The sequence below is a fragment of the Halomonas sp. BMC6 genome, from assembly GCF_964204995.1.
Taxonomy (GTDB): domain Bacteria; phylum Pseudomonadota; class Gammaproteobacteria; order Pseudomonadales; family Halomonadaceae; genus Vreelandella.
In genome coordinates, this window is record NZ_CAXNSH010000001.1 from 3490524 (window position 1) to 3515472 (window position 24949).

Annotated in this window: 22 protein-coding genes; 9 read left to right on the plus strand and 13 right to left on the minus strand. The window is 57.4% G+C overall.

The genetic code is table 11. The features are described from left to right. Nucleotides 1–28 precede the first annotated feature (28 nt). Complete coding sequence (ribD, locus tag AB6K10_RS16880; RefSeq protein WP_339119629.1) at nucleotides 29–1177, minus strand: bifunctional diaminohydroxyphosphoribosylaminopyrimidine deaminase/5-amino-6-(5-phosphoribosylamino)uracil reductase RibD; 1149 nt, start codon at nucleotides 1175–1177, stop codon at nucleotides 29–31. Further along, nucleotides 1177–1674, minus strand: a complete 498-nt coding sequence (nrdR, locus tag AB6K10_RS16885) for a transcriptional regulator NrdR (RefSeq protein ID WP_159342716.1) — start codon at nucleotides 1672–1674, stop codon at nucleotides 1177–1179. Before nrdR ends, ribD begins: the two co-directional genes overlap by 1 nt. Nucleotides 1675–1929: 255 nt before the next feature. Here nrdR and AB6K10_RS16890 point away from each other — a divergent pair, with 255 nt between their 5' ends. After that, entirely contained in the window at nucleotides 1930–3690 is a 1761-nt protein-coding gene (locus AB6K10_RS16890) for a sugar phosphorylase (RefSeq protein WP_339119398.1), read from the plus strand. Between the two features lie 126 nt (nucleotides 3691–3816). After that, nucleotides 3817–4599 (plus strand): thiol:disulfide interchange protein DsbG, encoded by a 783-nt coding sequence (gene dsbG, locus AB6K10_RS16895; protein WP_339119399.1) that lies wholly within the window; start codon nucleotides 3817–3819, stop codon nucleotides 4597–4599. A 187-nt stretch (nucleotides 4600–4786) separates the two neighbouring features. Here the strand turns inward: dsbG and AB6K10_RS16900 are convergent, their stop codons facing one another. The 3 genes from AB6K10_RS16900 to AB6K10_RS16910 are packed head-to-tail and all read right to left on the minus strand — an operon-like array spanning nucleotide 4787 to nucleotide 6578. After that, on the minus strand, nucleotides 4787–5209 hold the full coding sequence (locus tag AB6K10_RS16900) for a DUF6691 family protein (protein ID WP_339119400.1): 423 nt from the start codon (nucleotides 5207–5209) through the stop codon (nucleotides 4787–4789). Further along, entirely contained in the window at nucleotides 5206–5667 is a 462-nt protein-coding gene (locus tag AB6K10_RS16905; protein ID WP_339119630.1) for a YeeE/YedE family protein, read from the minus strand. Before AB6K10_RS16905 ends, AB6K10_RS16900 begins: the two co-directional genes overlap by 4 nt. 44 nt (nucleotides 5668–5711) lie before the next feature. Next, a complete protein-coding gene (locus AB6K10_RS16910; protein WP_339119401.1) occupies nucleotides 5712–6578 on the minus strand; it encodes an MBL fold metallo-hydrolase in 867 nt (288 codons plus the stop codon). 200 nt (nucleotides 6579–6778) lie between these two features. On the opposite strand from AB6K10_RS16910, the gene AB6K10_RS16915 reads away from it, so the two are divergent. Then, nucleotides 6779–8380: a methyl-accepting chemotaxis protein gene (locus tag AB6K10_RS16915; RefSeq protein WP_339119402.1), complete on the plus strand. Its 1602-nt coding sequence runs from the start codon at nucleotides 6779–6781 to the stop codon at nucleotides 8378–8380. 52 nt (nucleotides 8381–8432) lie between these two features. Here AB6K10_RS16915 and AB6K10_RS16920 read toward each other — a convergent pair whose 3' ends face one another. From AB6K10_RS16920 to AB6K10_RS16930, 3 genes are all read right to left on the minus strand, one after another. Then, nucleotides 8433–9653, minus strand: a complete 1221-nt coding sequence (locus AB6K10_RS16920; protein ID WP_339119403.1) for a glycosyl transferase — start codon at nucleotides 9651–9653, stop codon at nucleotides 8433–8435. 18 nt (nucleotides 9654–9671) lie between these two features. Then, nucleotides 9672–10619 carry an HAD-IIB family hydrolase gene (locus tag AB6K10_RS16925; protein WP_339119404.1) on the minus strand — a complete coding sequence of 316 codons (948 nt, stop codon included), beginning with the start codon at nucleotides 10617–10619 and terminating at the stop codon, nucleotides 9672–9674. Nucleotides 10620–11071: 452 nt separating this feature from the next. Then, nucleotides 11072–12142, minus strand: a complete 1071-nt coding sequence (locus AB6K10_RS16930; RefSeq protein ID WP_339119405.1) for an OmpA family protein — start codon at nucleotides 12140–12142, stop codon at nucleotides 11072–11074. 104 nt (nucleotides 12143–12246) lie between these two features. Between AB6K10_RS16930 and AB6K10_RS16935 the strand changes: the two genes are divergently transcribed. The 3 genes from AB6K10_RS16935 to AB6K10_RS16945 all read left to right on the plus strand — a co-directional run bounded on the left by AB6K10_RS16935 (nucleotide 12247) and on the right by AB6K10_RS16945 (nucleotide 14470). Further along, entirely contained in the window at nucleotides 12247–12987 is a 741-nt protein-coding gene (locus AB6K10_RS16935) for a hypothetical protein (protein WP_368473626.1), read from the plus strand. Between the two features lie 5 nt (nucleotides 12988–12992). After that, nucleotides 12993–13577, plus strand: coding sequence for a FlgO family outer membrane protein (locus AB6K10_RS16940; protein ID WP_339119407.1), 585 nt, complete (start codon nucleotides 12993–12995; stop codon nucleotides 13575–13577). Nucleotides 13578–13657: 80 nt separating this feature from the next. Further along, the gene (locus AB6K10_RS16945; RefSeq protein ID WP_339119408.1) at nucleotides 13658–14470 is read left to right on the plus strand and encodes a glycosyltransferase; all 813 of its coding nucleotides are present in this window, start codon (nucleotides 13658–13660) and stop codon (nucleotides 14468–14470) included. Nucleotides 14471–14543: 73 nt separating this feature from the next. Here the strand turns inward: AB6K10_RS16945 and glyA are convergent, their stop codons facing one another. From glyA to AB6K10_RS16965, 4 genes are all read right to left on the minus strand, one after another. Further along, nucleotides 14544–15809 carry a serine hydroxymethyltransferase gene (glyA, locus tag AB6K10_RS16950; protein WP_339119409.1) on the minus strand — a complete coding sequence of 422 codons (1266 nt, stop codon included), beginning with the start codon at nucleotides 15807–15809 and terminating at the stop codon, nucleotides 14544–14546. Between the two features lie 156 nt (nucleotides 15810–15965). Next, a complete protein-coding gene (locus tag AB6K10_RS16955) occupies nucleotides 15966–17369 on the minus strand; it encodes a hypothetical protein (RefSeq protein WP_339119410.1) in 1404 nt (467 codons plus the stop codon). Between the two features lie 334 nt (nucleotides 17370–17703). Then, nucleotides 17704–20268 (minus strand): FtsX-like permease family protein, encoded by a 2565-nt coding sequence (locus tag AB6K10_RS16960; protein ID WP_339119411.1) that lies wholly within the window; start codon nucleotides 20266–20268, stop codon nucleotides 17704–17706. Next, nucleotides 20261–21076 carry an ABC transporter ATP-binding protein gene (locus tag AB6K10_RS16965; RefSeq protein ID WP_339119412.1) on the minus strand — a complete coding sequence of 272 codons (816 nt, stop codon included), beginning with the start codon at nucleotides 21074–21076 and terminating at the stop codon, nucleotides 20261–20263. The genes AB6K10_RS16960 and AB6K10_RS16965 overlap by 8 nt, the downstream gene beginning before the upstream one ends. Before the next feature lie 124 nt (nucleotides 21077–21200). Between AB6K10_RS16965 and AB6K10_RS16970 the strand changes: the two genes are divergently transcribed. The 3 genes from AB6K10_RS16970 (at nucleotide 21201) to AB6K10_RS16980 (ending at nucleotide 24542) form a co-directional block, all read left to right on the plus strand. After that, nucleotides 21201–21812, plus strand: a complete 612-nt coding sequence (locus AB6K10_RS16970; RefSeq protein ID WP_339119631.1) for an arylesterase — start codon at nucleotides 21201–21203, stop codon at nucleotides 21810–21812. Nucleotides 21813–21916: 104 nt separating this feature from the next. Continuing rightward, nucleotides 21917–22621 (plus strand): transglutaminase-like cysteine peptidase, encoded by a 705-nt coding sequence (locus AB6K10_RS16975; protein WP_339119413.1) that lies wholly within the window; start codon nucleotides 21917–21919, stop codon nucleotides 22619–22621. Nucleotides 22622–22634: 13 nt separating this feature from the next. After that, entirely contained in the window at nucleotides 22635–24542 is a 1908-nt protein-coding gene (locus AB6K10_RS16980) for an EAL domain-containing protein (protein ID WP_339119414.1), read from the plus strand. A 60-nt stretch (nucleotides 24543–24602) separates the two neighbouring features. On the opposite strand, the gene AB6K10_RS16985 is transcribed toward AB6K10_RS16980, so the two are convergent. Further along, nucleotides 24603–24926 carry a hypothetical protein gene (locus tag AB6K10_RS16985; protein ID WP_044630740.1) on the minus strand — a complete coding sequence of 108 codons (324 nt, stop codon included), beginning with the start codon at nucleotides 24924–24926 and terminating at the stop codon, nucleotides 24603–24605. Nucleotides 24927–24949 lie beyond the last annotated feature (23 nt).

The following is a 24949-nucleotide window of genomic DNA, read 5'->3' on the forward strand; positions in this document are numbered from 1 at the left end:
TCAGGGTACCTTGCAATGACGGCTTGCGCTAGTCAGCCTGCGGGGTGGCAATGATCCACCAGTCGCTCCCAACGGTTCGCGATGCCGTCACCGTCAAACGTTTCTGATCGGCCATCTGGGTAATCCCCGGCAGAGCAAATAGCGGCCTGGCCTCGCCGCCCAATAGCGTGGGCGCGACAAAAAGCTGCAGCTCATCGATCAAATCCGCCTCTAGCAGTGCGCCCGCCAGCGTGGCACCCGTTTCCACCAACAGTTCGTTAACCTGCTCATTATCCGCTAGCCAGCGCAGCATGTCAGCCAGCGCAATACGCCCGTTTTCGGCAGGTACTACCTGAATCTCGGCCCCGGCTTCTGCCAGTTTACGCCGTTTCTCTTCGCTGTGTTGATCCGTCGTGATGATGAGCGTGCGCCCCGGCTCGCGCAGGCAGGCAGCCGCTAGTGGAAGACGAAGGCGCGAATCGAGGATCACCCGTAGCGGTTGGCGCTGGACGATGTCATCGGCGTTGTCCAGCGCTAACTGGTCGGCCCTGAGAGTGAGGCGGGAGTCATCCATGATCAGAGACTCCACGCCGCTCAGTATGGCGCTTGACCGGGCACGCAGACGCTGCACCTGCGTGCGCGCCTGGGGCCCGGTGATCCACTGCGACTCACCTGACCCCATCGCGGTACGACCATCCAGACTCATGGCCATTTTCAACCGCACGTAGGGGCGGCTGCGCTCCATCCGGGAGATGAACCCTGGGTTGAGCGCCTTGGCGTCGGTCTCGAGCAGCCCCACCTGCACCTGGATGCCCGCCGCCTCTAAATGGGCGATGCCACCCCCACTAACCCGAGGGTTCGGGTCCTGCATCGCCACGACGACACGGGCAACACCGGCATCGGCCAGTGCCACGGCGCAGGGGCCGGTCCGTCCGGTATGAGAGCAGGGCTCGAGCGTGACATAGGCGGTAGCGCCTCGAGCCTCGCTGCCCGCTGCCTGCAGCGCATGGATTTCTGCGTGGGGTTCTCCGGCACGCACATGGTACCCCTCCCCCACGATATGGCCCTCTTCGCTGTCCGCGAAGGACACGATCACGCACCCCACTCTCGGATTGGGGTCGGTGGTATACACCCCCCGCTTGGCCAATTGAATCGCGCGGGCCATATAGCGATGGTCGGCGGTGGAGAACTCACCCATCATGATGCTCCGTTCGATGAACCCTGTCCGGCCGACTCATCGGAGGGCTCCTGGGAGAGCCGGTCGATTTCAGCGCGGAATTCGTCGAGATCCTGAAACTTGCGGTATACCGAGGCAAAGCGAATGTAGGCGACTTGATCGAGACTACGAAGCGCTTTCATCACGGCCTCACCGATCTCGCGGGCGTTCACTTCACGGTCGCCGCGGGCGCGCAGCGTTTGCCGTATACGCTCGACCGAGGCCTCGATGGCTTCGGCGCTGACCGGACGCTTTTCCAGCGCGCGCAGCATGCCGTCGCGTAACTTCGCTTCATTGAAGCTTTCACGAGAGCCGTCGGATTTCACCACCCGCGGCATAATCAGCTCGGCGGTTTCGTAAGTCGTAAAGCGTTCATGGCAGTTGGCGCACTGGCGACGACGGCGCACCTGGTCACCCTCTGCCACCAGCCTGGAATCTGTCACTCTTGTATCGTTTGCACCACAAAAAGGGCAATGCATGGCAGTCAACCTATTATCAGTACGCACTAGAACCAGTGCGTGCAGCGTGTCAGCCTGGGCGAACGAGCAGCGTCAAGGCGTCGGCCCTAGCGCGCTTCGCCATTTTATAAACTGTTTTATCGCCAACGGGTCGGTGGCAGCGTCAGCCACGACCTGATGGCATAGCGGTGTTATACGACGCGTATCTCATCGTATTGTAACGATTTGGCACACAAGCTGCAGCGTTTGTCGAAGTTGATTGATAGGACGCCCGCTATGACCGCTTTCGAACAGACCGTTCACCGCTACCTCACCCATCTATATGGCCCGCGCGCCGGGGAGGTTCAGCGGCGAATAGGACAGCACCTTGCGCATTTTCGCGCGACGTCGACGACCGCCCCAACGACGAGCGAGACGCCTCACGATGCACCAACCTGGAGCGAACAAGATCAGTGGGTCATCTGTTACGGCGACTCCATTGTGGAAGAGGGAACGCCGCCGTTAGCGGTGCTGGATAACATTCTGCAGCGCTACCTGGGGAATGCCATCAGCGGGGTCCACGTGCTGCCCTTTTTCCCCTGGAGCAGTGACGACGGTTTTTCGGTGATTCATTACCGCGAGGTCAATAGCGAGCTGGGCGAGTGGGCGCATATTCAAAACTTGGCCAGCCACTATGATTTGATGGCCGATTTAGTGCTCAATCATGTCTCGCGGGAGTCGCTCTGGTTCGTCGATTACCTGACCGGCAGCCTGCCTGGTCGCGACTACTTTATTGAAGTCGATCCGGATACCGATGTTTCCCAGGTCACCCGACCACGCAGTAGCCCACTCCTAGTGCCGATCTCTACGCGCCGGGGGACGCGCCACGTGTGGGCGACTTTCTCGGAAGACCAAATAGATCTCAACTTCGAAAACCCGGATGTGTTGCTCGAGTTCGTGGGTATTTTGCTGTTCTACCTACAGCAAGGAGTGCGCATTATTCGCTTGGACGCGGTGGCATTTTTGTGGAAGCGCCTGGGCACCTCCTGCATTCACCTGCCCGAAACCCATACGGTGGTGCGCTTACTTCGCGCCATCGTGGATGAAATAGCCCCCGGTACGCTGCTGATCACCGAAACCAACGTGCCCCATGCCGAAAACATCAGCTACTTTGGCTTGGAGCGATTAGCGGAAGGCGCGCCCGATGAAGCCCACATGGTGTACCAGTTCGCCCTGCCCCCGCTGCTACTGCACACCTTGACTCGCGGCGAAGCGACGACGCTGCAAACGTGGCTGAACAGCCTGCCAGTACTACCGAAGCAGTGCACCTACCTAAATTTCACCGCCAGCCACGACGGTATCGGCGTACGACCGCTAGAAGGCCTGCTGCCCGACCATGAGCGCGACGCGCTGCTGGAGCTGATGCACCGCTTTGGTGGGTTTGTCAGTATGCGCAGCAACCCTGACGGTAGCGACACGCCCTACGAGATCAACATTACCTGGTTTGAAGCCATGCGCGGCACCCGCCGCGGGCCAGACCCGTGGCAAATTGCGCGCTTTTTATGCAGCCAGGCGATCATGCTGAGCCTGCAAGGGATACCCGCGCTCTATATCCATACGCTCACCGGCACGCTGAACGATGTCGAAGGCGTGGAACGCAGCGGCCGCTTACGCTCGATCAACCGTCGCCGCTGGCAGCTCGATAAGCTAGCTCTGCTATTAGAGAGCCCTTCCACCCCGACCCACGACGTGTTCCACGCCCTGCATCGGCTGCTAACACAGCGCCGTCAAGAGTCCTGCTTTCACCCCAACGCACCGCAGCGCGTCATAGAAACGCCCCCTGAACTGCTGGCGATCGAGCGCGGCCCGCTCGCCAGCGGCCGACGCCTACTCGCCCTGTACAACGTCACCGATGGCAAGGTTGACCTCGCCCACGCAGGCGATGCTCTGAACCAAGCGCTCACTCAGCACCACTGGCAGCCGCTAGACACGCTGACCGCTCACCACGAGGAAACACTGCCGCCCTATGCCGTCCGCTGGCTGGTGGCCGATGCGTAAGACTTGCGACAAAACGCCTCAGCCGTGCGCGAACGTCGTTCTGACCTCGTCATCACCTGCGATACTGGTAGTCGATCACCTGACGGGGCATAGTGCCCCGTTTCGTTTTGCAAAAAGGATGATGCAATGTCATGCGTTTCGTTAAAGCGTTTCTGTCGTTTCAGCCTACTGGCCGCCGTAACCTGTGGCACCGTCACCAGCCACGCCGATGAGCTACCCGCCCCCGTGCAGGCGCTCGCCAACCAAGGATTGACGGTTCATGGCGAATTTGAAGCGCCGGGTGGAATGCGCGGCTTTGGGGCCAGCGTACAAGGCCAGGATATAGCGATTTATCTCACGCCTGATGGAGAACATGCGATCATTGGTACGCTGGTCGACAGCGAAGGCAGCGACCTGACTGAGGCTCAGCTCGATGAGCACGTACGTGCGCCACTGGAAGCCGATACCTGGGCACTGCTCGAAGAGAGCCACTGGATTCAAGATGGCGACCCAGACGCCCCACGCGTCATCTATACCTTCACCGACGCCAACTGCCCTTACTGCCGTCAGCTGTGGCAACAAACGCGCCCCTGGGTAGAGGCGGGTGAGGTCCAGTTTCGCCATATCATGGTCGGCATTCTCGCCCCCAATAGCCCTGCGTTAGCCGCTACGCTACTCGGTGCAGACGACCCTTCCGCCGCCTTGCACCGCCACAGTGAAGGCGATGAGTTCGCCCCCAGCGCGCAGCCAAGGGATATCGAAGAGCAGGTCTACGCCAACAATCAACTTTTTGAAGAGCTGGGTCTCTATGCCACGCCCACCAGCGCTTTCCAGCGTGAGACGGAAGGCGGCACGGTGCGTATCGACCGTATCCAAGGCTTACCCAGCCAAGAGCGCCTTATCGAGATGATGGGTAGCGAAGCACCTTAATGCTCGATCAGTTCTTAGCGTTCAACGAAAGGGCGGCCTCATAGCCGCCCTTTCGTGTTATTTGCTACTCCTGAGGCATCAGCGCCTTGTTCGATTCGTGGCATGCCGACACCCCTGCACTAACTTTAGTCGCTGAATGACGATGCTCCACTGAGCCCGGCCGAGCGCTATCCGCAACGCTGATCAACTATTGGGAGAGTCGCTGAGCGATCCACCAACCCACTACCATCGCCGCCAGTAGCGCCAGCAGTGGCAGCGTTAGCCCACCGATAGAGGCAATCGCAGGCCCAGGGCAGTAACCTGAGAGGCCCCACCCCACTCCAAACAGCGCCGCGCCGCCTAACAGTTTGGCATCCAGCTCTTGCTTGGTCGGCAGTTGGAATTGGGTGCTAAACAGTGGCGTACCGCGGGCGAAGACTGACCGGTAGCCCACAAAGGTGGTGCCCACTGCGGCTCCCAGTACAAATATCAGCGTTGGGTCCCAGGCACCGGCAATATCCAAAAAGCCGAGTACCCGCGCGGGGTCGGTCATCCCAGAAATCGCGAGCCCCAAACCAAACAGCATGCCAGCGAGGTATCCCGCTGCGGTTTTGACGGCCGGTGTGCTCATACCCCACCTCCGATGACATGCCGTACCACATAGACCGTCGCAATGGCCGCGACCAGGAAGGTTCCAGTAGCCGCCATAGACCGGGGCGCTAACCGCGCCAAGCCACATACGCCATGGCCGCTGGTGCAGCCACTGCCAAGCCCCGTGCCTATCCCCACCAGCAGGCCTGCTAACAACATAAGCGGCACGCCGCCTGCAGGTTCACCAATCACCGCACCGGGCACGCCTGCCACGTTACCCAGCTCACCCCCAACGGCCATGACGAGCAGCGGGCCGCTAATTAGCCCCGCTAAAAACGCCACCCGCCAAGCACTGTCTCCTTTAGGCCGCTGGGTGATTAATCCTCCTATAATCCCGCTAATACCGGCAATACGCCCTAGCGCGCCCATCAGCCACACCGCTGAAAGCCCAATCAGCACGCCACCTACCAGCCCTTGCAGGCTTGCTATCCAACGGATCGTTTCACTCATTACTGTGTATCTCGCCTCATAGTGCTCAAACATCAAAACCGATTGAGCGGTACTTTTAAGTACACCTGGCCGTCATCTTCGGCAGGCGGTAGCTCACCAGCCCGCATATTGACCTGCACAGAAGGAATAATCAGGCGCGGCATGCCTAACGTGGCATCTCGCTCGGTGCGCATCTTGACGAACTCTTCCTCGCTAATGCCGTCGTGCACATGGACGTTGGCTTGGCGCTGTTCGGCAACGGTAGTTTCATGCTGATAGGCGTCTCGCCCCGGCGCTTTGTAGTCGTGGCATAAGAACAGCCGCGTTTGCTCGGACAGTGCCAGTACTTTCTGAATGGAGTGGTAAAGCGTGCGGGCGTCGCCGCCTGGGAAATCACAGCGCGCCGTGCCGTAGTCCGGCATGAATAAGGTATCACCCACAAAGGCGGCATCGCCCACCACATAGGTCAAGCAGGCTGGCGTATGACCCGGCGTATGCAGCACCCGCCCTTCAAGCCCACCGATGTTGAAGGTGTCGCCTTCTTTAAAGAGCGCATCGAACTGGCTGCCGTCCCGCGCAAACTCAGTGCCTGCATTAAAGGCTTTCCCAAAAATTTCCTGCACGTCGACGATGTGGGCGCCAATGCCGGTGCTGCCGCCCAGCTTGGTATGTAGGTACGGTGCGGCGGATAGATGATCCGCGTGGACATGGGTCTCTAGTATCCACTCCACTTTCAGCCCTTTGCCGCACACATACGCAATGATCTGCTCCGCCGAACGAACGTCGGTGCGACCGGCGGCGTAATCGAAGTCGAGTACCGAGTCGATGATGGCGCATGCATCGCTGTTGGGGTCTTCCACCACATAGCTGAACGTATTGGTCGGTTCGTCGAAAAAGTGGGTGACGATGGGTCGTTGCATCGAGGGCCTCCCATGGATAGCTGACGGGCATTAAGTCCGTGCACTGAGCATAGCGCAATTTTAAGTTATATATTTATATCTTTTTAGAATTATAGATAAGTCTCTATCGTCAACTTTTTCTTAATTCGACTAAGGTATGAGCAATATTGGCCGATAGCAGTAAGGGCTTAATTACTGATTGGATTTTTCACAGGGACACCATGAACCGTTTGACAACGACACAGAAACTTTGGAGCACCCTCGGTATCATTTGGGTGGCGATGCTACTGCTAGTGGGCTGGTTGGCGTGGGAGAACCGCCAAACTATCGAAAGTGAACGTCGCGACAGCATTCAACATATCGTGGGCAGTATCCATGGACAGCTGGAAGCGCTACAGGCGCGCGCCGAGCGCGGCGAATTGACGGAAGACGAAGCGCAGCAGCGAGCCATCGATAACATTGCCAGCGTCCGCTTTGGCGAAGGCGAGTATGTGTTTGCCTTCGATAACGACTTGGCGATCGTGTCGCACCCTAATCGCCCACGAGGCGAGGATATGAGCGCTTATCAAGATGCCAGCGGCATGCGGCTGTACGCTGCCTTCTTGGACGTTGCCCAAGCCGGTGGCGGTCATGTGGACTACTACTCGCGCCGCATCAGCGGGGATGACCAAGTGCCCAAAGTGAGCTATGTCGCACACCTGCCAGAGTGGGGTTGGTCATTGGCCGCCGGCGTCTATGTCGACGACATCAATGCCGCCTTCATTACCGGCCTGATTCGCTCAGCGATCATTTTATTAGTGATTGGCGTGCCGGTGACGCTGCTAATGGGCTGGGTCATTCGTGACGTTGCCCGTCGTCTAGGCGGCGACCCGCGCTATGCAGCCACGGTGGTACGCCATATTGCCGATGGTGACCTTACCCAAGCCGCCACACTCTCCGCCAAGGATCAGCACAGCTTGCTGTATGACATTAATCGCATGCGCGAGACGTTGGCAGGCACCATCAGCGACATTCACCACGGTGCCGATCAGGTGAATCATGGCGTGGAGCAGATCGTCGGTGTCAACGAAGAGCTCTCCACCCGAACTGAAGAGCAGGCGGCCTCCTTGGCAGAAACCGCCTCCAGCATGGAGCAATTAACGGCCACGGTGAAACAGAACGCCGACCACGCTGACCATGCCCGCACCCTGGCCACCAAAACCGCTGAAAGCGCCCAACGCGGTAGCGACGCTATGGCGTCAGTGATTCACACAATGGAGAACATCAACAACAGCGCGACGCAAATGAGCAGCATCGTGAATACCATTGATGCCATCGCTTTTCAGACCAATATTCTGGCGCTGAACGCCTCGGTGGAAGCGGCCCGCGCAGGCGAGCAAGGCCGTGGTTTTGCCGTCGTCGCCAATGAAGTGCGCCAGCTGGCCAGCCGCTCGGCGTCCGCCGCCCAAGAGATCAAAGGATTGATCGAAAACGCGGATGCGCAGGTGGTCGAAGGCAGCCGCCAAGTCAAAAACACGGGTGAGATGATTACCGGTGTGGTCGCCGATATTCAGCAGCTCAGTACACTTGTACAGGAAATCTCGGCAGCTACCATCGAGCAGAGCAGCGGTATCGAGCAGGTCAATCAGGCCGTGACGCAGATGGATCAAATGACCCAGCAAAACGCGGGACTGGTACAGCAGAGTAACCACGCGACCCAGCAGCTAGCGCAGCTAAGCACCCAGCTTCGCCACTTGGTGACTAACTTCAAGTTGAACAAAGAAATCCACCAGCCTGTCATTGCCGCGCCCGCAGCCCAACCCTCTTCCTTCAGCGACTTCTAATAGTCATAGCCCCCGCCCAACCAGGCGGGGGCTTGCTCACCTTATTTCCCAGCTACACCTTGCCCTGGTTATCCAACTCTACTGCTTCGTGCATTCGCGCCAGTATATCGGGTACGGCGGCCTGTACCCGGTTCCAGCTAGGAATGAACGGCCGTTCGCGGGGGTTATCCAAGAACAGATTGCCTGCTTCCAGCAGATTGCTGGCAAACAGCTCCACCGCCTGCTCTTCACAGTGGCGATCCAAACTCAGGCCATTCATGGTGGCGTCGTGGTCGTAGGCTTCGATCAAATCGAGTGCTAGACGGTAGTACGTCGCTTTTAGCGTGCGGAAATCTTCACTGCTGAAGCTCACGCCTTGGGTGGCCAGCTTACGGTACAGTGCTTTGGCGATATCCAGGCTCATGCGATTCAGGCCGCCGTTGACATCATCCTCGCTAACGGGCTGATGCTTGTGGTCGTAGGCATCGGCAATATCGACCTGACACAGCTGGCGGTGTGAATAGTTACGCTGCAGTTCAGACAACACCCCAATCTCCAGGCCCCAGTCAGCGGGGATACGAATGCCTTCCAGCACATCGCTGCGCATCGCAAACTCCCCCGAGAGCGGATAACGGAAGCTATCCAAGTAGTCCAAATAGGGCAGCGGCCCGCATACGGTTTTGAGCGCTCGCAGTAGCGGCGTCACCATCAGCCGAGACACCCGGCCGTTGAGCTTTCCTTCGGCAATGCGGGGGTAATAGCCTTTGCAGAAACTGTAATTGAACCGTGGGTGAGCCACGGGATACATGAGCCGCGCCAGCAGGCTACGGTCATAGGTCAGAATATCGCAGTCGTGCAGACCAACCACCGACGAGCGGCCAGAGGCCAGCACGTATCCTGCGCAATACCACACGTTGCGCCCTTTGCCGGGCTCTAAGGCCCCTAAACCGTGGCTTTCCAGCTCGGCGTCTAGCTCACGCAGGCGTGGACCGTCGTTCCATAGAATGCGGGTGTGCTGGGGAAGACGAGAGAAGAATTCGCGGGCATATAGGAATTGCTCACGGTCTGCCCGGTCCAGGCCGATCACAATCTCATTGAGATAAGGCACTTTCACCAACTCATCGACAATGGCCGAAAGCGCTGGGCCTTCCAACTCGGAAAATAGCGACGGGAGTATCAGCCCCATCGGACGACGCTTGGCAAACTGGCCTAGCTCCTGCTCTAGCGCCTCCACCGGACGGCGAGTGAGGTTGTGGAAATCGGTAATGACGCCATTCTGATGAAAATCACTCATACGCTGATCCCTCGTTGATTAGGCCGTAACGGACGCTTGGGTAGGTGCCGCCGCTAACCGGCGGTCGTCTCGCCCCCACCAGTGGGCCACCCCCTCGGCCCAGCCTGTCGGCCCGGTTTCCTGAGTGCGATATAGCGCTGTATTCGTCGGCGTGACGGTCAAGTCGTGGCACCCTTTGATCACGACGGCCTGATCGACGGCATCGAGCATGGATATATCGTTCGGGCCGTCACCTAGTCCTAATGAGAGCGGCTCACGGCCACGCAACGCGGTAAAGCGCTTGATGAGCCAATCAACGGCGCTGCCCTTATCCGAGGCTTTCCCCATCACATGCCAAAAGCGTCCGCCTTGGGTGAGCATCAAGCCATCGCCTTCCAGCGCTAACCGGAAATTGGCCAGCGCAGCTTCGTCGTCTTCCCAGATAAGCGGCTCGCTGCCTTCACGCTGCCGGGCCGCTTTGGCGCGGGTTTCGTCTAAACCGGTGAGCGACATCACAGCCGCCATATCCAGTTCGCTCATCCGGGTAAAGCGCACGCCCAAACGCTTGCGCCAGACGTTCAACCGTGCACGGATAAACCCCACGTCAACACCGGTGTGTTTCACCACCACGCCGTCTAGCCCGCTGCCAGGGCGATCTAACCGTGCGTGACACCAGCCCGGCGGCAGGCCAATCACAGCGCCGTTTTCCGCCACGAACGGCGTCGCCGTTAGGCCTAACGCTTCACGCAGGGAGATCAGTTCGGCACGGGTTTTACTGGTGACTGGAATAACGGGCACGCCCAGCTGTTTTAGGCGCGCCAGCCAAGGCGCTGCAGGAGAGAAGTCGTAACTGTGGTGATCAAGCAGCGAACCGTCTAGGTCAGTAACCACTAAACGCGGCTGAAGGGCCGGGTCGGGGCTTCCAGGAGGCTGGGCGAGATTCACCCACTCAAAGTGAGTGCTTGTAGTGCGGGTGTGTTTTGTCATGGCACCACCTTATTGCAATCTTTAAAGCCGTTACGCGGGCGTCGTTCTCAGATAAGCAATAAAGCAGAATGCATGCCAATGAAGTTTAGATAAAAAAAATCAATTACTTAAACCACAGAAAATAATCTCCGACTACCAAGCACCAAAAAAGCGCACTTAAAAAGCACCAAAACAGTGCAAAAACGCCCTCTTTTTTATTCAATCAGTTTTATGCATAAAAATAAGTACAAGAAATTCGCAAAAAAATTGCACAAGCCCTTGGCAAACGCTCACAAATAGCTATACTCGAATTGTACCCACTGGCAACCTTGTACACCCCCTCACCTGATGTCAGTGGGCTGCAGTGAGCCAAGCCCTTTCAAGCCCGCCTCCCCCGGCGGGCTTTTTTTATGCTGTATCTATCTCTGTTTCTATCGCCTTATACAAAAGCGTTGTTCATTGCTGGATGCCACCTATTGAGCATGAATGACCACCTCCACTCGGCGGTTACGCGCACGCCCCTCGGCGGTGCTGTTATCTTCCAAGGGTTGAGTGGCGGCTAACCCTACGGCTCGCAAGCGTTCAGCGGCCACACCCGCCGCTTCCAAGGCTTCAACAATGGCAATAGCACGTGCGCTGGAGAGCGCCCAATTAGAGGAGAATTCTGGGGTGTTAATACTTTGACTGTCGGAGTGGCCTTCTACCCACACTTCGCCATCGTAGCGCTGAATCGTGTCTAACAGACTCCCTACCAGCGATGAGCCGCCTTCGGTTAGCTCTGCCGTCGCAGAGGGAAACAGCAGCCTATCTTGTACCCGCAGGCTGATGCCTTCCGCCACTCGAGAGACCTCTACGCCCTCAAGGTTGGGTAAATAGGGCGATGTTTCAACCTGCTCAGCCAAACGGGCATCGATTGCTAACGCACTGCTGATCGCCTCATCACTGACTTCCTGTACGTTTACTGGGGGGCGATCGGTCAACAGCACCATGTAATCAGCCAACGGCGCTGCGGCAACCTCTTCTTCAATGCGCACTAACGGAGTCGGTAATGTAGGGATCGGTAACAATGTGGAAGTGGGTAACGAAGCGTGAAAGCGCTCCACTAACGACGCCACCAATGGCGTCTCTGACACCGGAGTGGGCTCAGGTTGAACGGGCAGTGCTATCAGCGGCGGCACGCTGGGAACGGTGGTAGGACGAGGCGGTAAGCCTGCCACCCCTAGCGCAGCGCTAATAGCCATCGGACTAAGAGTGCCGGGCACGGCCGCCAGCGTGGTGCTTCTCTGCTGGCGGCGCTCATCCAACACAGCGGGCAACGGTACTCCCAGCGGTGCAGCAATGCTGTCACCCGTATCAGGCTCTGCCGTGGCAGGCGACCAATCAGGGCTAGTCACCCCGGCAGCGGCAATAATAATGACAAATAGCGCCACCAGCAGCGTCATGATATCGATATAGCTGATCATCCAACCGTTGTTGCTATCGTCTTCGGGGTAGTTGGAGAGCAGAGAATCATGACGTGGGCCGCTGCGATGGTCTTCAAGCATTGGTATGATTACTCATTCAAGTTTTTAACCTCGTGGCCGATCTATGCTAAGCATGGCAAACTAGTCTATCAAAAAGCCGATTAGTAGCGATAAGGAACTACCAGGTGCGCACTCGTCCTATGTCACACTCCATTGTCCATTTTTTACGCCCCGTTGGCCTGGGACTTGCGAGCCTGATGCTCAGCGGCTGTTTTTACGCCAGCACTTCTCAGGCCCCCATTGCCACGACTTACCCCTACACGGAACAGCAAAAAATGCAGGCCGCCCAGCACTGGGAAGTGCTCGCTCAGCACGAAGCGGGCGGCATTTTATCCAGCGAACGGGTGCGCTTCCGTGATTTACACATTGCGGCCCCTGAACATGAGCAGTACGGCTCATACTACAGCGGAGGCGAGTTCGAGCGCGGCTTCAGAACGCTACTGACCAGCGAGCTGGTTTCGGGCGGCGGCAGCGTGACGACTCAGCCGCGTACCAACGGTGCCACCATACAAATTGATGTAGAAGTGGTCGAGCACCGAGACCGTGGCTATACGCGGCCACCCTTCGGGGCCTATACCGCTTTGGCGAGTGGTATTGCAGTGGCCAGTATCCCTTTGGGCAACTGGAGCGAGCCCGCACTGGCACTCATCCCAGCGGCTATGGCGGCCGACACCACCAACGGTAGCTGGACCTCCAAGGGCAACGAAGAAATCATCATCACCACCCAGATAGTGGAACAGGATCAAATCCTCTACTCCTCATCCAATATCTATTACATTAATTCGGGTGATCGCCGCCAATATGCCCCTCATCGGGTACCCAGAACACCTACGACGCCGACCGTTTCTATCACTGATACTTGGTAATGTTTATGTCTTTACGTTCGATCTTTGCGTTAACGTCAGTGCGCCTGTTTCGCACTGACGTCTTGGCTACGTTATGCCTTACGCTGCTGCTGACAGGCTGCGCGAACCTAGGCAATAATTCCCAGCCTCAAGAGCCAGAGCCTGACCTTTCTGAACTTGCCCATGAAGCAGCGCAACAGATGGTCATTAACAACCCCGATTTAACTCGCTACAGCCCCATGATTGCAGCTACCTTTGTCAGTATCGACAACCTGAGCCAATCCTCGACCTTTGGCCGGATCAGTTCTGAGATCATGGCCTCGGCACTGGCTCAGCAGGGGATGCAGGTTCGCGAAGTCAAAATGCGCGATAGCATGTTTATTGAAGAGAGCGTGGGGGAACTCATCCTCTCTCGTCAGGTTCAACGATTAAGCTCTCAGCACAATGCACGCTCTATCCTGATGGGCACCTATGCTCAGGGCCAGGACTATTTATACGTGAGCGCTCGCGTTGTGCGCGCTGGCGATGCCATGGTACTGGGAAGTGCAGACTTCCAACTGCCATTGGATAATAATATGCGCAGCTTGTTAGAGGCACAGGGCGGTTGGTAATACCCCGCTCTTAAACCCCTGACGTACTGAAAGCCTAGCCAACACGCTAGGCTTTTCATTTGCTCATCGAAAGGACGACTATGTCTTCACGTCGCCGTACCCGCCAGCCTCACATCGTGGCCGTCAGCCGGGTGATCAAACTGTTTGCCAATATCACCAAAGTGTTGAGCTATGGATTCCATGCGCTTTTTCCCAACAAGCGTTTTACGCTGCCAGAACGTGCGGCCCCCTGGCTACCCGCCAAGCAAGATACCGTCATCCCTCGTGTTATTTGGCAAACCAATTTCACCAATAAGGTGACGCTGCCGGTTTATCTCAATTATCTCTTTAACCGCCTGATGGCACCGCGCTTTGAGTATCGTTTCATGATCACCCAAGCGCGCCAGAACTTCATTGAACAGAACTTCGAACCTGCGTGGCTCGAGAGCTACGACAAACTGCAGATTGGTGCCGCTCAGGCCGATTTTTGGCGGCTATTGGCGCTTTATAAGCATGGTGGCGTTTACCTTGACATCGACGCCCATGCCATCTGGCCATTGGGCCGGGTTGTACCCGCAGATATTGACGAATTATATGTAACGACCCGCAAAGGAGAGTTGAGCAATTACTTTATTGCCAGTCGACCTGGCAACCCCAACCTGCTTAAATTAATTGAGCAGGTCCATCACAACATCGTAGAGAATCAGCTTACTAACGTGTTTGAGCTGACGGGGCCGGGCGTTTTCATCAAGCTTTTGGATCAAGCTCACGTGCCCACGGTCTCCTACCGTCATGCTTGTAACCAAGGCAGCTTTACCAATGAACACTTCCAATATATTGATAAGAAAGCGGGCAAGTGGACCAAGGAACAGCAAAAGGTGAGCATCATTCGCCAAGACTCGCCGAAGCCCTAATTAACTCCCCTCAAATAAAAAGCGCTAGCCCAAAGGGCTAGCGCTTTTTGCACACTATGTGGCAAAACGGTATTTATTTATAAACCGGGAAGCGGCCACAAACTTCAGCAACTTTATCCAACACTTGAGCTTCAACGCTGCTGGTGTCTTCGCCTTTGGCTAGTACGTCAAGGATATCGCAAATCCAGCCTGCCAGCTGCGTACACTCCTCTTCACCAAAGCCGCGCGTGGTGACGGCCGGGGTGCCGATACGAAGGCCAGAGGTGACAAACGGGCTTTGCGGGTCGTTCGGTACGGCGTTTTTGTTGACGGTGATGTGGGCGCGGCCAAGGGCTGCATCCGCATCTTTACCGGTCACGCCCTGCTTGATCAGTGATAGCAAGAACAGGTGGTCTTCGGTGCCACCGGACACGATGTCGTAACCGCGGTCGATGAAGACCTTCGCCATGGCTTGGGCGTTCTTAACCACCTGCTGCTGGTAGGTTTTGAACTCAGGTTCCATGGCTTCTTTGAAGCAGATCGCTTTGGCAGCAATCACGTGCATCAACGGGCCGCCCTGGCCACCGGGGAAGACCGCCGACTGCAGCTTCTTCTCGATATCCGGGTTGTTCTCTGCCGAGAGAATCACGCCGCTACGCGGGCCGCGCAGAGTTTTGTGCGTCGTGGACGTGACCACATGGGCGTGGGGCAGCGGGCTGGGGTAAACGCCAGCAGCGACCAAGCCAGAAACGTGCGCCATATCCACCAGCAAGTAAGCGCCTACTTCGTCAGCAATCTCACGGAATTTTGCCCAGTCCACAATCTGAGAATAGGCAGAGAAACCGGCGATGATCATCTTCGGCTTGTGCTCACGGGCCAGTTCAGCGACTTGGTTGTAATCGATCAGGCCTTGCTCATTCAGGCCGTACTGAATGGCGTTGTAGTGCTTGCCAGAGAAGTTGGGCTTGGCACCGTGGGTCAGGTGACCACCCGCATCCAGGCTCATACCGAGGATGGTGTCGCCCGGCGTAACCAGCGCTTGGAAAACGGCGCTGTTGGCTTGAGAGCCAGAGTGCGGCTGCACGTTAACGTAGGTCGCGCCGAACAGCTGCTTGGCGTAGTCGATGGCCAGGTTTTCAGCGATATCGACAAACTCACAGCCGCCGTAGTAGCGCTTGCCTGGGTAGCCTTCGGCGTATTTGTTGGTCAGCTGGCTGCCTTGCGCTTCTAGTACGCGGGGGCTGGCGTAGTTTTCAGAAGCAATGAGTTCGATGTGAGCTTCTTGGCGTGCCACTTCTTTTTGCATGGCATCAAACAGTGCATCATCGAATCCGGCAATTGTCATATCGCGGCTGAACATCGGCGGGAACCTCGTTACAAAAGGATCATCATGGAGAAGCGAGGCGGCTATCATACCGCAGCCTGACGCGACTTTCATCGCATCCGCGTCAGGTCCTGCATGAGCATGTTTCATGTTGCTAGCCGACCCTCAAACCTGACCGACCGGACAACCACGCTACTTCAGCTCAAAGGTGAAGGTGAGGCGCTCGCTGCTGGCCATTGGGTTCATTATGAATTGGTTAAGCATAAACGGATTGGGCAGCGCCACATTAACGGTCAATGACTGGGCTTTGCCCGCCATAATATCTACCATGCCCACCATGAGTTTGGTGATTTGCGGGCCAAGCAGCGGCCCTAACTGCTGCGCCTGCGCCCAGGCTTGAGAGATCGCCTGCTCTTCGCTGATCCCTTCTTGAGCCGCTATTTCAGTGGCAATGCGCGGTAACATGCCTTCATCACTGTAAGCCACGGTGACATTACCACCATACAGCGTCGCCGCTTCAAACAGGGCGGGGTTTTGTGTGGCCTGCTCTAAGCTGGCCCCTTTGGGCAAGCTGATGGGCACATCCATGGAGAACTCAAGGCCACCGGCTCCGTCCAACTGCAAATACCCTTCCGAGGTAAGGCGGTTGCGGTTGCTCGATTCGTCAGAGGGTGATTCCTGCCACTGGGAGGCACTTTGCCCCTCGGCACTTAAACGCCCGGTCCCGCCCGTCAGCACACGGTTCAAGGCTTGTAGCTCTTCACGCTCGGAGGGAGGCACTAGATTGATTAACTCGCCCAGATCAAATTCCGCGCCGCTAAAGCCCGCTTCGCCTACGTAGCTATTGCCTTTTACCCAAGCGTTATCCAGTAATACGCTCCACTGCTCGCCGGTTAAACTGAAACCGTTCAATTCGGCATGCTCAAGGCGCTCTTCTCCGGGGCGGTCGAGCCCTTCTAACGCTTCAATGCGCATATCCCCTAATGCCAACGTCGCGGAAATGCCGGTAGCGAAGTCGTTCAGCTCACCGCTAACTCCTTGTAACGCGATGAGGCCAACGGCACTGCTGCTCGCGTCTTCTAGCTCTAGGGAATCAATGGAGAGAACACCGGCTAGTGCTTGGCTCTCAAGCTCAGCGGCTAGCTCATCTGCCAGGCTGCCCTCTAGCCGGAAGGTAATATCGCTCAGGCTGAGTGCGTTGATGATGCTACCTTCCGCTTCGAAGGTTTCTAACATGGGAACGGCAGCGCCAGGCTCTCGTAGTACCAGCTCGCCCACGGTCAACACCGGCGAGTCGAACCCCAATTCAGTCATACTGATGCCATCTAGGGTAATTGACGCTGGCCGTGCGTAACGACCTTCCACGCGGTAACGATCAATCGAGAGCAAATCACCGTTGGTATAGGTAATCGCCACATCTTCCGCCACGTAGCTGTTGGCTTCTTCCACAAGCTGCCCGATAACCATACTAGCGCCATCGCCTGCCAGCTCTGCTTGTAAATCGGCCTCTAGCTGTTGCAGCGACGCCTGCGCGGCTCCCGCCACTAGCCAAAGCGATACCCCTGCAGCGCCCCACTTCATCACCTTCGCCTGCATGACACGACCTCCCTGTTGAAAGGTTTTAGCATATCACCAAGCTGCAGCGCCGCCATCTCGATTTGAGGTGTAGATGGATGATGTCAGCCATAGAAATAAAGTGATGTAGGAGGGAGCTTTAGCTCGCGATGATGAAGGCACTGGTGCCTCGGCAGGCTAAGGGCGGCTGACGCCGCCGTCGCCCAATAAATTGGCCTCCCACAATCGTGTCTTCATCGCCTAATCAATTAGCCACTACGACGGTTGCTTCATCGCCTAATCAGGTGCCCTCCTACAACTGCCTTCGGCAATGCCCCGATAAACTGCTGTAGGAGGGAGCTTTTATGGTTGTAGATTAAGCTTCACCTAGCAGCCCTAAACTAGCGGCGGGGGCTTGCCTACGCAGGCTGTAGGAGAGCGCATGACCGATGACACCTATCAGCAGCGCGCCGCCGGTGGGTAGCGTTAGCCATAGGCCGATATGCAGGCGCGGGGTTAAGTCGAGCCAGTAGAGGTAGAGCGCGGCGGTGGCGGACTCTGCAAGCACCGCCCCTAGCAGGCCGCTGGCGAACCCAAGCAAGGCATATTCGGCCCCTTGCACGCGGGAGATCATTCGGTTGCCTGCACCAAACACCCGCAGCAGGCCACTCTCATGGGCGCGTACCGGGCGGCTGGCGGTAAGCGCGGCGTAGAGCACACTCACGCCCGCCAACAGCACCAGGATTAGCACAAGCTCCACCGCGCGAGTCACTTGGGTCAATACATCGCGCACCTGCCCTAGGATGGCATCCACGTTGAGCAGCGAAACGCCGGGGAAGTCGCTAACCAGCTCGCGCACCAAGGCCTGCTCTTCGTCTGGCAGATGGAAAGCGGTGATGAAGCTATGGCCGAACGATTCCAGCACGCCGGGCGGGAAGATTACGAAGAAGTTCGGGTTGAAGCTGTCCCAATTCAGGCTGCGCAGGCTTTCAATGCGTGTCGTGATGCTGTCGCTGCCCACGGCGAACGTGATTTCGTCTCCCAATCCCAAACCAAGACGCTCAGCCAAACCATCCTCCACCGAAATGGGAACAGTTTCTGAATCGCTCGAAGGCGTCGCGTCCACTTCGCTCATCCAGCCTTCTGGCTCACTGGCGGGTGTGAACCACTGCCCTGCCACCACTTGGTTGCCTTCGGGCAGTTCGGATTGCCACGTCAAGTTAAGTTCACGGCGCAGCGAGTTGTCGCCTCGGGCATCGGCGGGCACTGCATCTCTGGGCGCTTGTCCGTTAATCTCGGTAATACGCCCACGTACCATGGGATAAAGGGTGCTTTGGGTATCGACCCGAGGTGCCACCGCTTGCTCGAACGCATCCCGCTCGCCGGGCTGAATGTTGATGGCAAAGTAGTTGGGCGTATCTTCTGGGAGCTGGTCTTGCCAAGTAGTGAGCAGATCCCCACGCACCAGGACGATCATCGCCATGGCAAAAAACGTCACCGAGAAAGCTAATAGCTGGCCAAGCCCTGCCTGCTTGCGGCGGGCCAGCTGACGCCCGCCCAAGCGAAATGCCTGAACCCACTCGCCGCCCCCCTTAAGGCGCTGCACAGCGCGGAGCAAACCATTCAGCAATAAAGAACTCACGCCCCATAGCAGCGCCAGTAACGCCGAGCCCCCCACCAGAAGCGCCAAGGCCAGAGGAAAGCTGCCTGAATAGAGCCACAGCAGGCCACCAAACACGATACTGGCAACGCCAACCACCAGCCAAGCGGCGGGCGGTAGCGGGTCCAGCTCTCGCCGCAGGACTTTAAGCGCGCTTACCTGCTTGATACGCAGCAGCGTTGGCCCTGCAAACCCCACCAGCACCGCCAGCGCGGTGAAGATACCGAGCCACAGCGGCATAATACCAGGGGGTGGCAGCGTCATGGGCAGAAAGCTGGTCAATAGCCACAACAGCACCGCTTGGCCGACCAAGCCCAGCAGCGCACCAATGAGGGAGGCCATTAATGCCAGCCCAATGAGTTGCAGGCTGAAAACTGTCACAAGCTGATACTGGCTGGCCCCAAAGCAGCGCAGCAGCGCAGCGGTATCCAGGTGACGCTCTACGTAGCGGCGGGTCGACATAGCAACCGCCACCCCAGCCAACAGCACCGCTGCTAACCCGGCAAGGCCTAAGTAGCTTTCCGCACGTTGCAGGGCGTTACCCAACTGCGGGCGGTCTACCCGCACATCACGCACCTCTACCCCATCACGCCGTAGCTGTGCCAATAAGCTCTGCACTTGCTCTAACGCGGCGGGCGGCCCGGCAGCCAGCAGTTCAAACTCAATGCGTGACCCTGGCTGTACCAACCCAGTAGCTTCAAGGTCAGCGGTATTGAGCATCAAGCGCGGGTTGAAGTTACCAAAACCTGCAGACTGGTCCGCTTCGCGCTCGATAATCCCGCTAATGGTCAGCTCCGTTTGCCCCACCTGCACGCGGTCGCCAATCTCGATATCGATCAGCTCGGCTAGCCGTGGGTCTGCCCAGGCTTCTCCCGCAGGTGGGCCAGAGGCGATTTGCTCGACGCCGCTGCCCCTATCTACGTGAGAAACACCGTAATGCGGGTACACGTCATCCACCGCTTTGAGGCTGGCGGGCTGGAAGCGCTCCCCCTGGCTGATCATGGAGACCAGATCCACTTGGTCGCTCAGCGTAAAACCCGCCTGCTCTAGCGTATTGCGCAGCTCTTCTGGGAAAGGGTCGCGCTGTTCAAGTACTAAATCGCCACCCAGCATCTGCCCGGCTTGGCGCTCAAGGCCGCGCTCCAAGCGATCAAGAAAGAAAGCAATCATGGTGGAAGCGGCCACCGCTAGTACCAACGCGACAAACAGCGCCCGCACATCCGCCGCGCGCAGGTCGCGCTTGAGACTTCGCGCTGCTAATCGCCAGTTGATATCACTCATCGCCTTCCTCGCTGTTGGCTGGGGCTGGCTCGAACGGGACGAGCTGGCCGTTAGTGAGGCGCAGGCAGCGGTCGCAGCGGCGCGCTAAGGCGTGGTCGTGGGTGACGAGAATCAGCGTCGTGCCCGCTTCTTTATTCAACGTGAAAAGCAGGTCGATGATCTGCGCGCCGGTATCCGGGTCCAGGTTGCCAGTCGGCTCATCGGCGAACACCAGCTCAGGGTCCGTCACGAAGGCACGCGCAATGGCGACACGCTGCTGCTCACCGCCAGAGAGCTGTTTAGGCTGGTGGGAAGTACGTTCGCCAAGCCCTACACGCTCCAACCACTGCTGGGCGGTACGTGTTTCTCCGGCGCGGGGCGAAAGCTCCAACGGCAGCAGCACGTTTTCCAGCGCACTGAGCGTCGGCAGCAGTTGAAAGTTCTGGAACACAAACCCTACTCGCCCTGCCCGCAATGCCGCGCGGCCATCCTCATCCAAGCGGCTCAGCGCATGGCCAAAGAGTGTCAACTCACCGTCGCTGGGCGTATCCAACCCGGCCAACAGGCCCAGCAGTGTGGATTTACCCGCGCCGCTTTTGCCTAAAATGGCAACGCTCTCTCCCGACGCTACGCTTAACGACAGGTCGTGTAAGATGGTTAGCGTGCGTTCACCGCTGGTCACTCGTTTGGCCAGCTTTTCCGCATGCAGCACTGGCTGGCTCACAGCTTCTTCGGGAACCTTCGGGATAGCAGAGGGGTCGGTGTTGGGCGAGCGCGATGGCGCATCTTCGGTCGAGGTATAGGATGTTGGGTCAGAGGAGTAAGACATGAAACATGGATTCCCTGTAGCAATTCGAAAACGAGCGGTTCAACAATGTTTGGCTCAGGCGCTGACCTTTCGACGGGAGCAAACGACGGCCCGACGCGGCGTGGCGAGCGCCCTGATGCTGGTAATGTTGTTGGGTGCTGCTCCGATATATGCCAGCACCTCTGAAGAAAACTTGCTGACGCTCCTTGTGATGGGTGACAGCTTGAGCGCGGCATATGGTATTGAGCAAGAGCAGGGTTGGGTCGCGTTGCTAGCAGAGCGCCTTGAGGGTGAGGCGCAAGTGGTGAATGCCAGCATCAGCGGCGAAACCACCTCAGGCGGTGCTCAGCGATTTTCCGATATTATCGGACAGCGTGAGCCGGATATCGTTCTGTTAGAACTGGGCGGCAACGATGGCCTGCGCGGTTTACCACCCGCCCAAATGCGCGCCAATCTCGCCACCATGATCGAGCAAAGCCAGCAAGCAGGCGCAGAGGTGCTGCTGTTAGGTATCGATATTCCACCGAATTACGGTCAAGCCTACCGCGATGCCTTCACCGGGGTCTATCACTCTCTGGCGGAGGAGTACGACCTCTCGCTCGTGCCCTTCTTACTGGAAGATATCGCCCTCAACCAACAGTTGATGCAAAGCGATGGCATTCACCCCACAGCAGACGCTCAGCCGATCATTCTCGACAACGTTTGGCCAGCGCTTGAACCGCTGTTGGAAGAGTCTCAACAAGTAGCGGCTGAATAAGAGGCTCACCCCATCACCGTTGATACTTTCTTCTGAGGAGATATAGCGCTTTTTTGCCTTAGCTTGTAGTCTTAAGCGATATTTGACCAACGCTAATGGCGTCCATGTCTACTTCCTCCTCCCCCCCGCCTTCCACCTTGTCGCGTCGGCAGTTTTTAGCCACTGCTGGCGCGTTGCTGTTGGGGGCCAAGCTGGGTATTTCGCCCTCCTCTGCCGTAGCCTTCAATCCCCAACAGCTGCGGCAAAGCATGCAGCAACTTTATGGACAAGGCGCTCTCAGCGTCTTAGAAGAGTGGTTTGCATTGCTGGAGCGCTTACGTGGCCAGGATGTGCAAGCTCAGCTTCGCGATGTGAACGACTTTTTCAATCGCCGTGTGCGCTGGGTAGAAGATATCCGCGTGTGGGGAGAAGAGGACTTTTGGGCAACGCCCTTAGAAGCATTGGGTAAAGGGCAAGGCGACTGTGAGGATTACTCCATTGCTAAATACATCACCCTGAAGCAGTTGGGTGTGCCGGGGGAACGTTTGCGTATGATCTACGTTCGCGCCCGCATTGGCCGTAGCCAAATCACCCAGGCTCACATGGTGCTAGGCTACTACTCAACGCCAAATGCCGAACCGCTGGTACTGGACAACATTGCACCCTCCATTTCACCGGCTTCTCAGCGCAATGATTTAGACCCCGTCTTCAGCTTTAACAGCGACGGCCTTTGGGCAGGTGGCGGTTCAGAATCCCGTGCCGACCCGCTGGCACGGCTGTCGCGCTGGCGTAGCGTGATCGGACGGATGCAATCACAAGGATTCATTTAAGAGGACTGGCGCTATGTCGCTGATTAAACAGCTTTGGCTGGCCATTATTGCGCTCTTACTGTTGTCGTTTGTCGGCAGCTTGGCGATCAGTATTACCAGCAGCCGTGACTATATCGAGCAGGAAGTGCGCATCAAAAACGAAGACAATGCCACGACTCTGGCGCTCTCCATGAGCCAGCTCGACAAAGATTTAGTGATTTTAGAGCTGCTGATCTCGGCGCAGTTCGATACCGGTTACTACCGCTCAATCCTTCTGCGCGATGCCGAAGGCGAAGTGTTGGTTGAGCGCCGCGCCGGTGAGTACAGCGGCAATGTTCCGGCTTGGTTTCGCAGCCTAGTGCAGTTCGATGTACCCACCGGCACCGCGACGATTCAAGATGGCTGGCGGCAGTTCGGCACGCTAGAGCTGGAGAGCCAGCACAGCTACGCCTATGCCTCTTTGTGGCGCAGTATGTTGGAACTCGCTGGCTGGTTTGTATTAGCTGGGGCGATTAGCTTAGCGATTGCCACCGTCATGGTGCGGGGCATCAAGCACCCGCTGGTACGTGTCGTCGCGCAGGCAAAGGATATCAGCGCGCGACGTTTTACTACCATTCAGGAACCCCGCACCTTAGAGCTGCGTGAAGTCGCTCAAGCGATGAACGTGCTGTCCGCTAACGTACGCCAAATGCTCAGCCAAGAGAGCCAAAAGCTCGATGAACTGCGCCGCCATTTGCAGCATGACCGCGTCACAGGGGCTTTGAACCGTGAGGTGCTCATGGGCAGGCTGGCCTCGCTATTAGGCAGCGACGATGCCCGCGCCACAGGCCTGATGGTGATGGTACGCGTGCAAGCCCTAGAGAGTTTGAACGACCAGCTAGGCCACCAAGCGACCGACCAGTTGCTCAGCACACTGGTCATGGAGCTGTCCGCCTTGGAAACCAGCGCCGATGAAGCCCTGATTGGGCGCTTAAACGGCAGCGATTTCCTGCTCATGCTGCCATTAGAGGAGGCGCCCGATTCACTGCTTCCGCGTTTGCAACAAGCACTGGACAACACGACGACGAGCGTTCCAGACACCGACGTACGCTTAGCCACCGCTATCGTGGCGTATCATCCGGACGACGAGCGCGGCCCGCTACTGGCCACTTTGGACGATGCCTTGGCCGAGGCAGAAAGCGACAGCAGTGCGACCAATATCGCCCTACGCCAACGGGAACAAGGCTCCCTATTTGGTAACCATAACGAATGGCGGACGGCACTCACCGTGGCCATTGCCCAAGGCCCGCAGCTTGCCTACTTCCCCGTGGTCGACGCACAGAACCGTGTTCTACACTATGAATGCCCGGCACGCCTTGAGCTAGCCAACGCATGGCAAACGGCAGGCCTGTTCATTCCTTGGGTGACCCGTTTTGCTCTCGAGCCCGCGTTGGATATTGCCGTCGTCAAACAGGCCCTGGTTCAGTTAGAAACCAATCCAGAGCAAAGTATCGGTGTCAACCTCTCGATTGCGTCGATCAACAATGCGCAATTCGTCAACGAGCTGCGTTTGCTGCTTGAGAAGCAGCCGACTCTCGCCAGCAAGCTCTGCTTCGAGGTGCCTGCTACACTGACAGCGCATTCCATTGGAAGTCTGCGCGGGCTGTGCAGCGCACTGCGGCCTCTGGGCTGCCAGTTTGGTATCGAGCATGTGGGCGCGGAATTCACTAAGTTGGCCGACTTACACGATGTAGGGCTTGCCTATCTCAAAGTGGATAGCAGCTTGATTCGCGATATTCATGTCTCGAATGAGCAGCAAACCATCGTGCGCGGCATGGCCACGCTGTGCCACTCTCTGGGGATTCAGGTGATTGCCGAAGGAGTCACAACCTCTGAAGAGCTAGAAAGCCTATTCCGCACAGGTGTGGATGGAGCGACGGGACCAGGCGTGCGCTTGAGTTAATCGCTCAAGCTTCTCTTTAGTAAGGTTGTTCAGATAAACCACGACGCGGCCTCTGCCGCGTCAAATAATACCGCCATCATCACTAATCAAATTCACATCGTTCTTAGCGCGCAGCGACTTACGCTCCATCACCTTACTCTGAGCGGCAGCGGGCAAATCGGTAAAGCTGAGCACGCCCTTCTCTAGCAGCACTTCCAGCATATCTTCCACTACCCGCACAAACGCTAAATCCGACGCAATCATTTGCGCCGACTGCCCCGTTTGCTGGGCCAGAAAGGCAAACACCTCTGGCGAATCCGCCGCGATGGTGTCATTACACTCAGGCGAGGGCTCTTTGCTGAGCATCACAATCTCCCCACGGGCATTTCGTTTGATGTAGAGCATAGCGGCTTCCTCTGTAAGTAAAC

What these genes read in the sequence shown, in the direction of transcription:
- ribD (WP_339119629.1), bottom strand. Translation starts at nt 1,177, where the DNA reads ATGGGTGAGTTCTCCACCGCCGACCATCGCTATATGGCCCGCGCGATT.
- nrdR (WP_159342716.1), bottom strand. Translation starts at nt 1,674, where the DNA reads ATGCATTGCCCTTTTTGTGGTGCAAACGATACAAGAGTGACAGATTCC.
- AB6K10_RS16890 (WP_339119398.1), top strand. Translation starts at nt 1,930, where the DNA reads ATGACCGCTTTCGAACAGACCGTTCACCGCTACCTCACCCATCTATAT.
- dsbG (WP_339119399.1), top strand. Translation starts at nt 3,817, where the DNA reads ATGTCATGCGTTTCGTTAAAGCGTTTCTGTCGTTTCAGCCTACTGGCC.
- AB6K10_RS16900 (WP_339119400.1), bottom strand. Translation starts at nt 5,209, where the DNA reads ATGAGCACACCGGCCGTCAAAACCGCAGCGGGATACCTCGCTGGCATG.
- AB6K10_RS16910 (WP_339119401.1), bottom strand. Translation starts at nt 6,578, where the DNA reads ATGCAACGACCCATCGTCACCCACTTTTTCGACGAACCGACCAATACG.
- AB6K10_RS16915 (WP_339119402.1), top strand. Translation starts at nt 6,779, where the DNA reads ATGAACCGTTTGACAACGACACAGAAACTTTGGAGCACCCTCGGTATC.
- AB6K10_RS16920 (WP_339119403.1), bottom strand. Translation starts at nt 9,653, where the DNA reads ATGAGTGATTTTCATCAGAATGGCGTCATTACCGATTTCCACAACCTC.
- AB6K10_RS16925 (WP_339119404.1), bottom strand. Translation starts at nt 10,619, where the DNA reads ATGACAAAACACACCCGCACTACAAGCACTCACTTTGAGTGGGTGAAT.
- AB6K10_RS16930 (WP_339119405.1), bottom strand. Translation starts at nt 12,142, where the DNA reads ATGCTTGAAGACCATCGCAGCGGCCCACGTCATGATTCTCTGCTCTCC.
- AB6K10_RS16940 (WP_339119407.1), top strand. Translation starts at nt 12,993, where the DNA reads ATGTCTTTACGTTCGATCTTTGCGTTAACGTCAGTGCGCCTGTTTCGC.
- AB6K10_RS16945 (WP_339119408.1), top strand. Translation starts at nt 13,658, where the DNA reads ATGTCTTCACGTCGCCGTACCCGCCAGCCTCACATCGTGGCCGTCAGC.
- glyA (WP_339119409.1), bottom strand. Translation starts at nt 15,809, where the DNA reads ATGTTCAGCCGCGATATGACAATTGCCGGATTCGATGATGCACTGTTT.
- AB6K10_RS16955 (WP_339119410.1), bottom strand. Translation starts at nt 17,369, where the DNA reads ATGCAGGCGAAGGTGATGAAGTGGGGCGCTGCAGGGGTATCGCTTTGG.
- AB6K10_RS16960 (WP_339119411.1), bottom strand. Translation starts at nt 20,268, where the DNA reads ATGAGTGATATCAACTGGCGATTAGCAGCGCGAAGTCTCAAGCGCGAC.
- AB6K10_RS16965 (WP_339119412.1), bottom strand. Translation starts at nt 21,076, where the DNA reads ATGTCTTACTCCTCTGACCCAACATCCTATACCTCGACCGAAGATGCG.
- AB6K10_RS16970 (WP_339119631.1), top strand. Translation starts at nt 21,201, where the DNA reads ATGTTGTTGGGTGCTGCTCCGATATATGCCAGCACCTCTGAAGAAAAC.
- AB6K10_RS16975 (WP_339119413.1), top strand. Translation starts at nt 21,917, where the DNA reads ATGTCTACTTCCTCCTCCCCCCCGCCTTCCACCTTGTCGCGTCGGCAG.
- AB6K10_RS16980 (WP_339119414.1), top strand. Translation starts at nt 22,635, where the DNA reads ATGTCGCTGATTAAACAGCTTTGGCTGGCCATTATTGCGCTCTTACTG.
- AB6K10_RS16985 (WP_044630740.1), bottom strand. Translation starts at nt 24,926, where the DNA reads ATGCTCTACATCAAACGAAATGCCCGTGGGGAGATTGTGATGCTCAGC.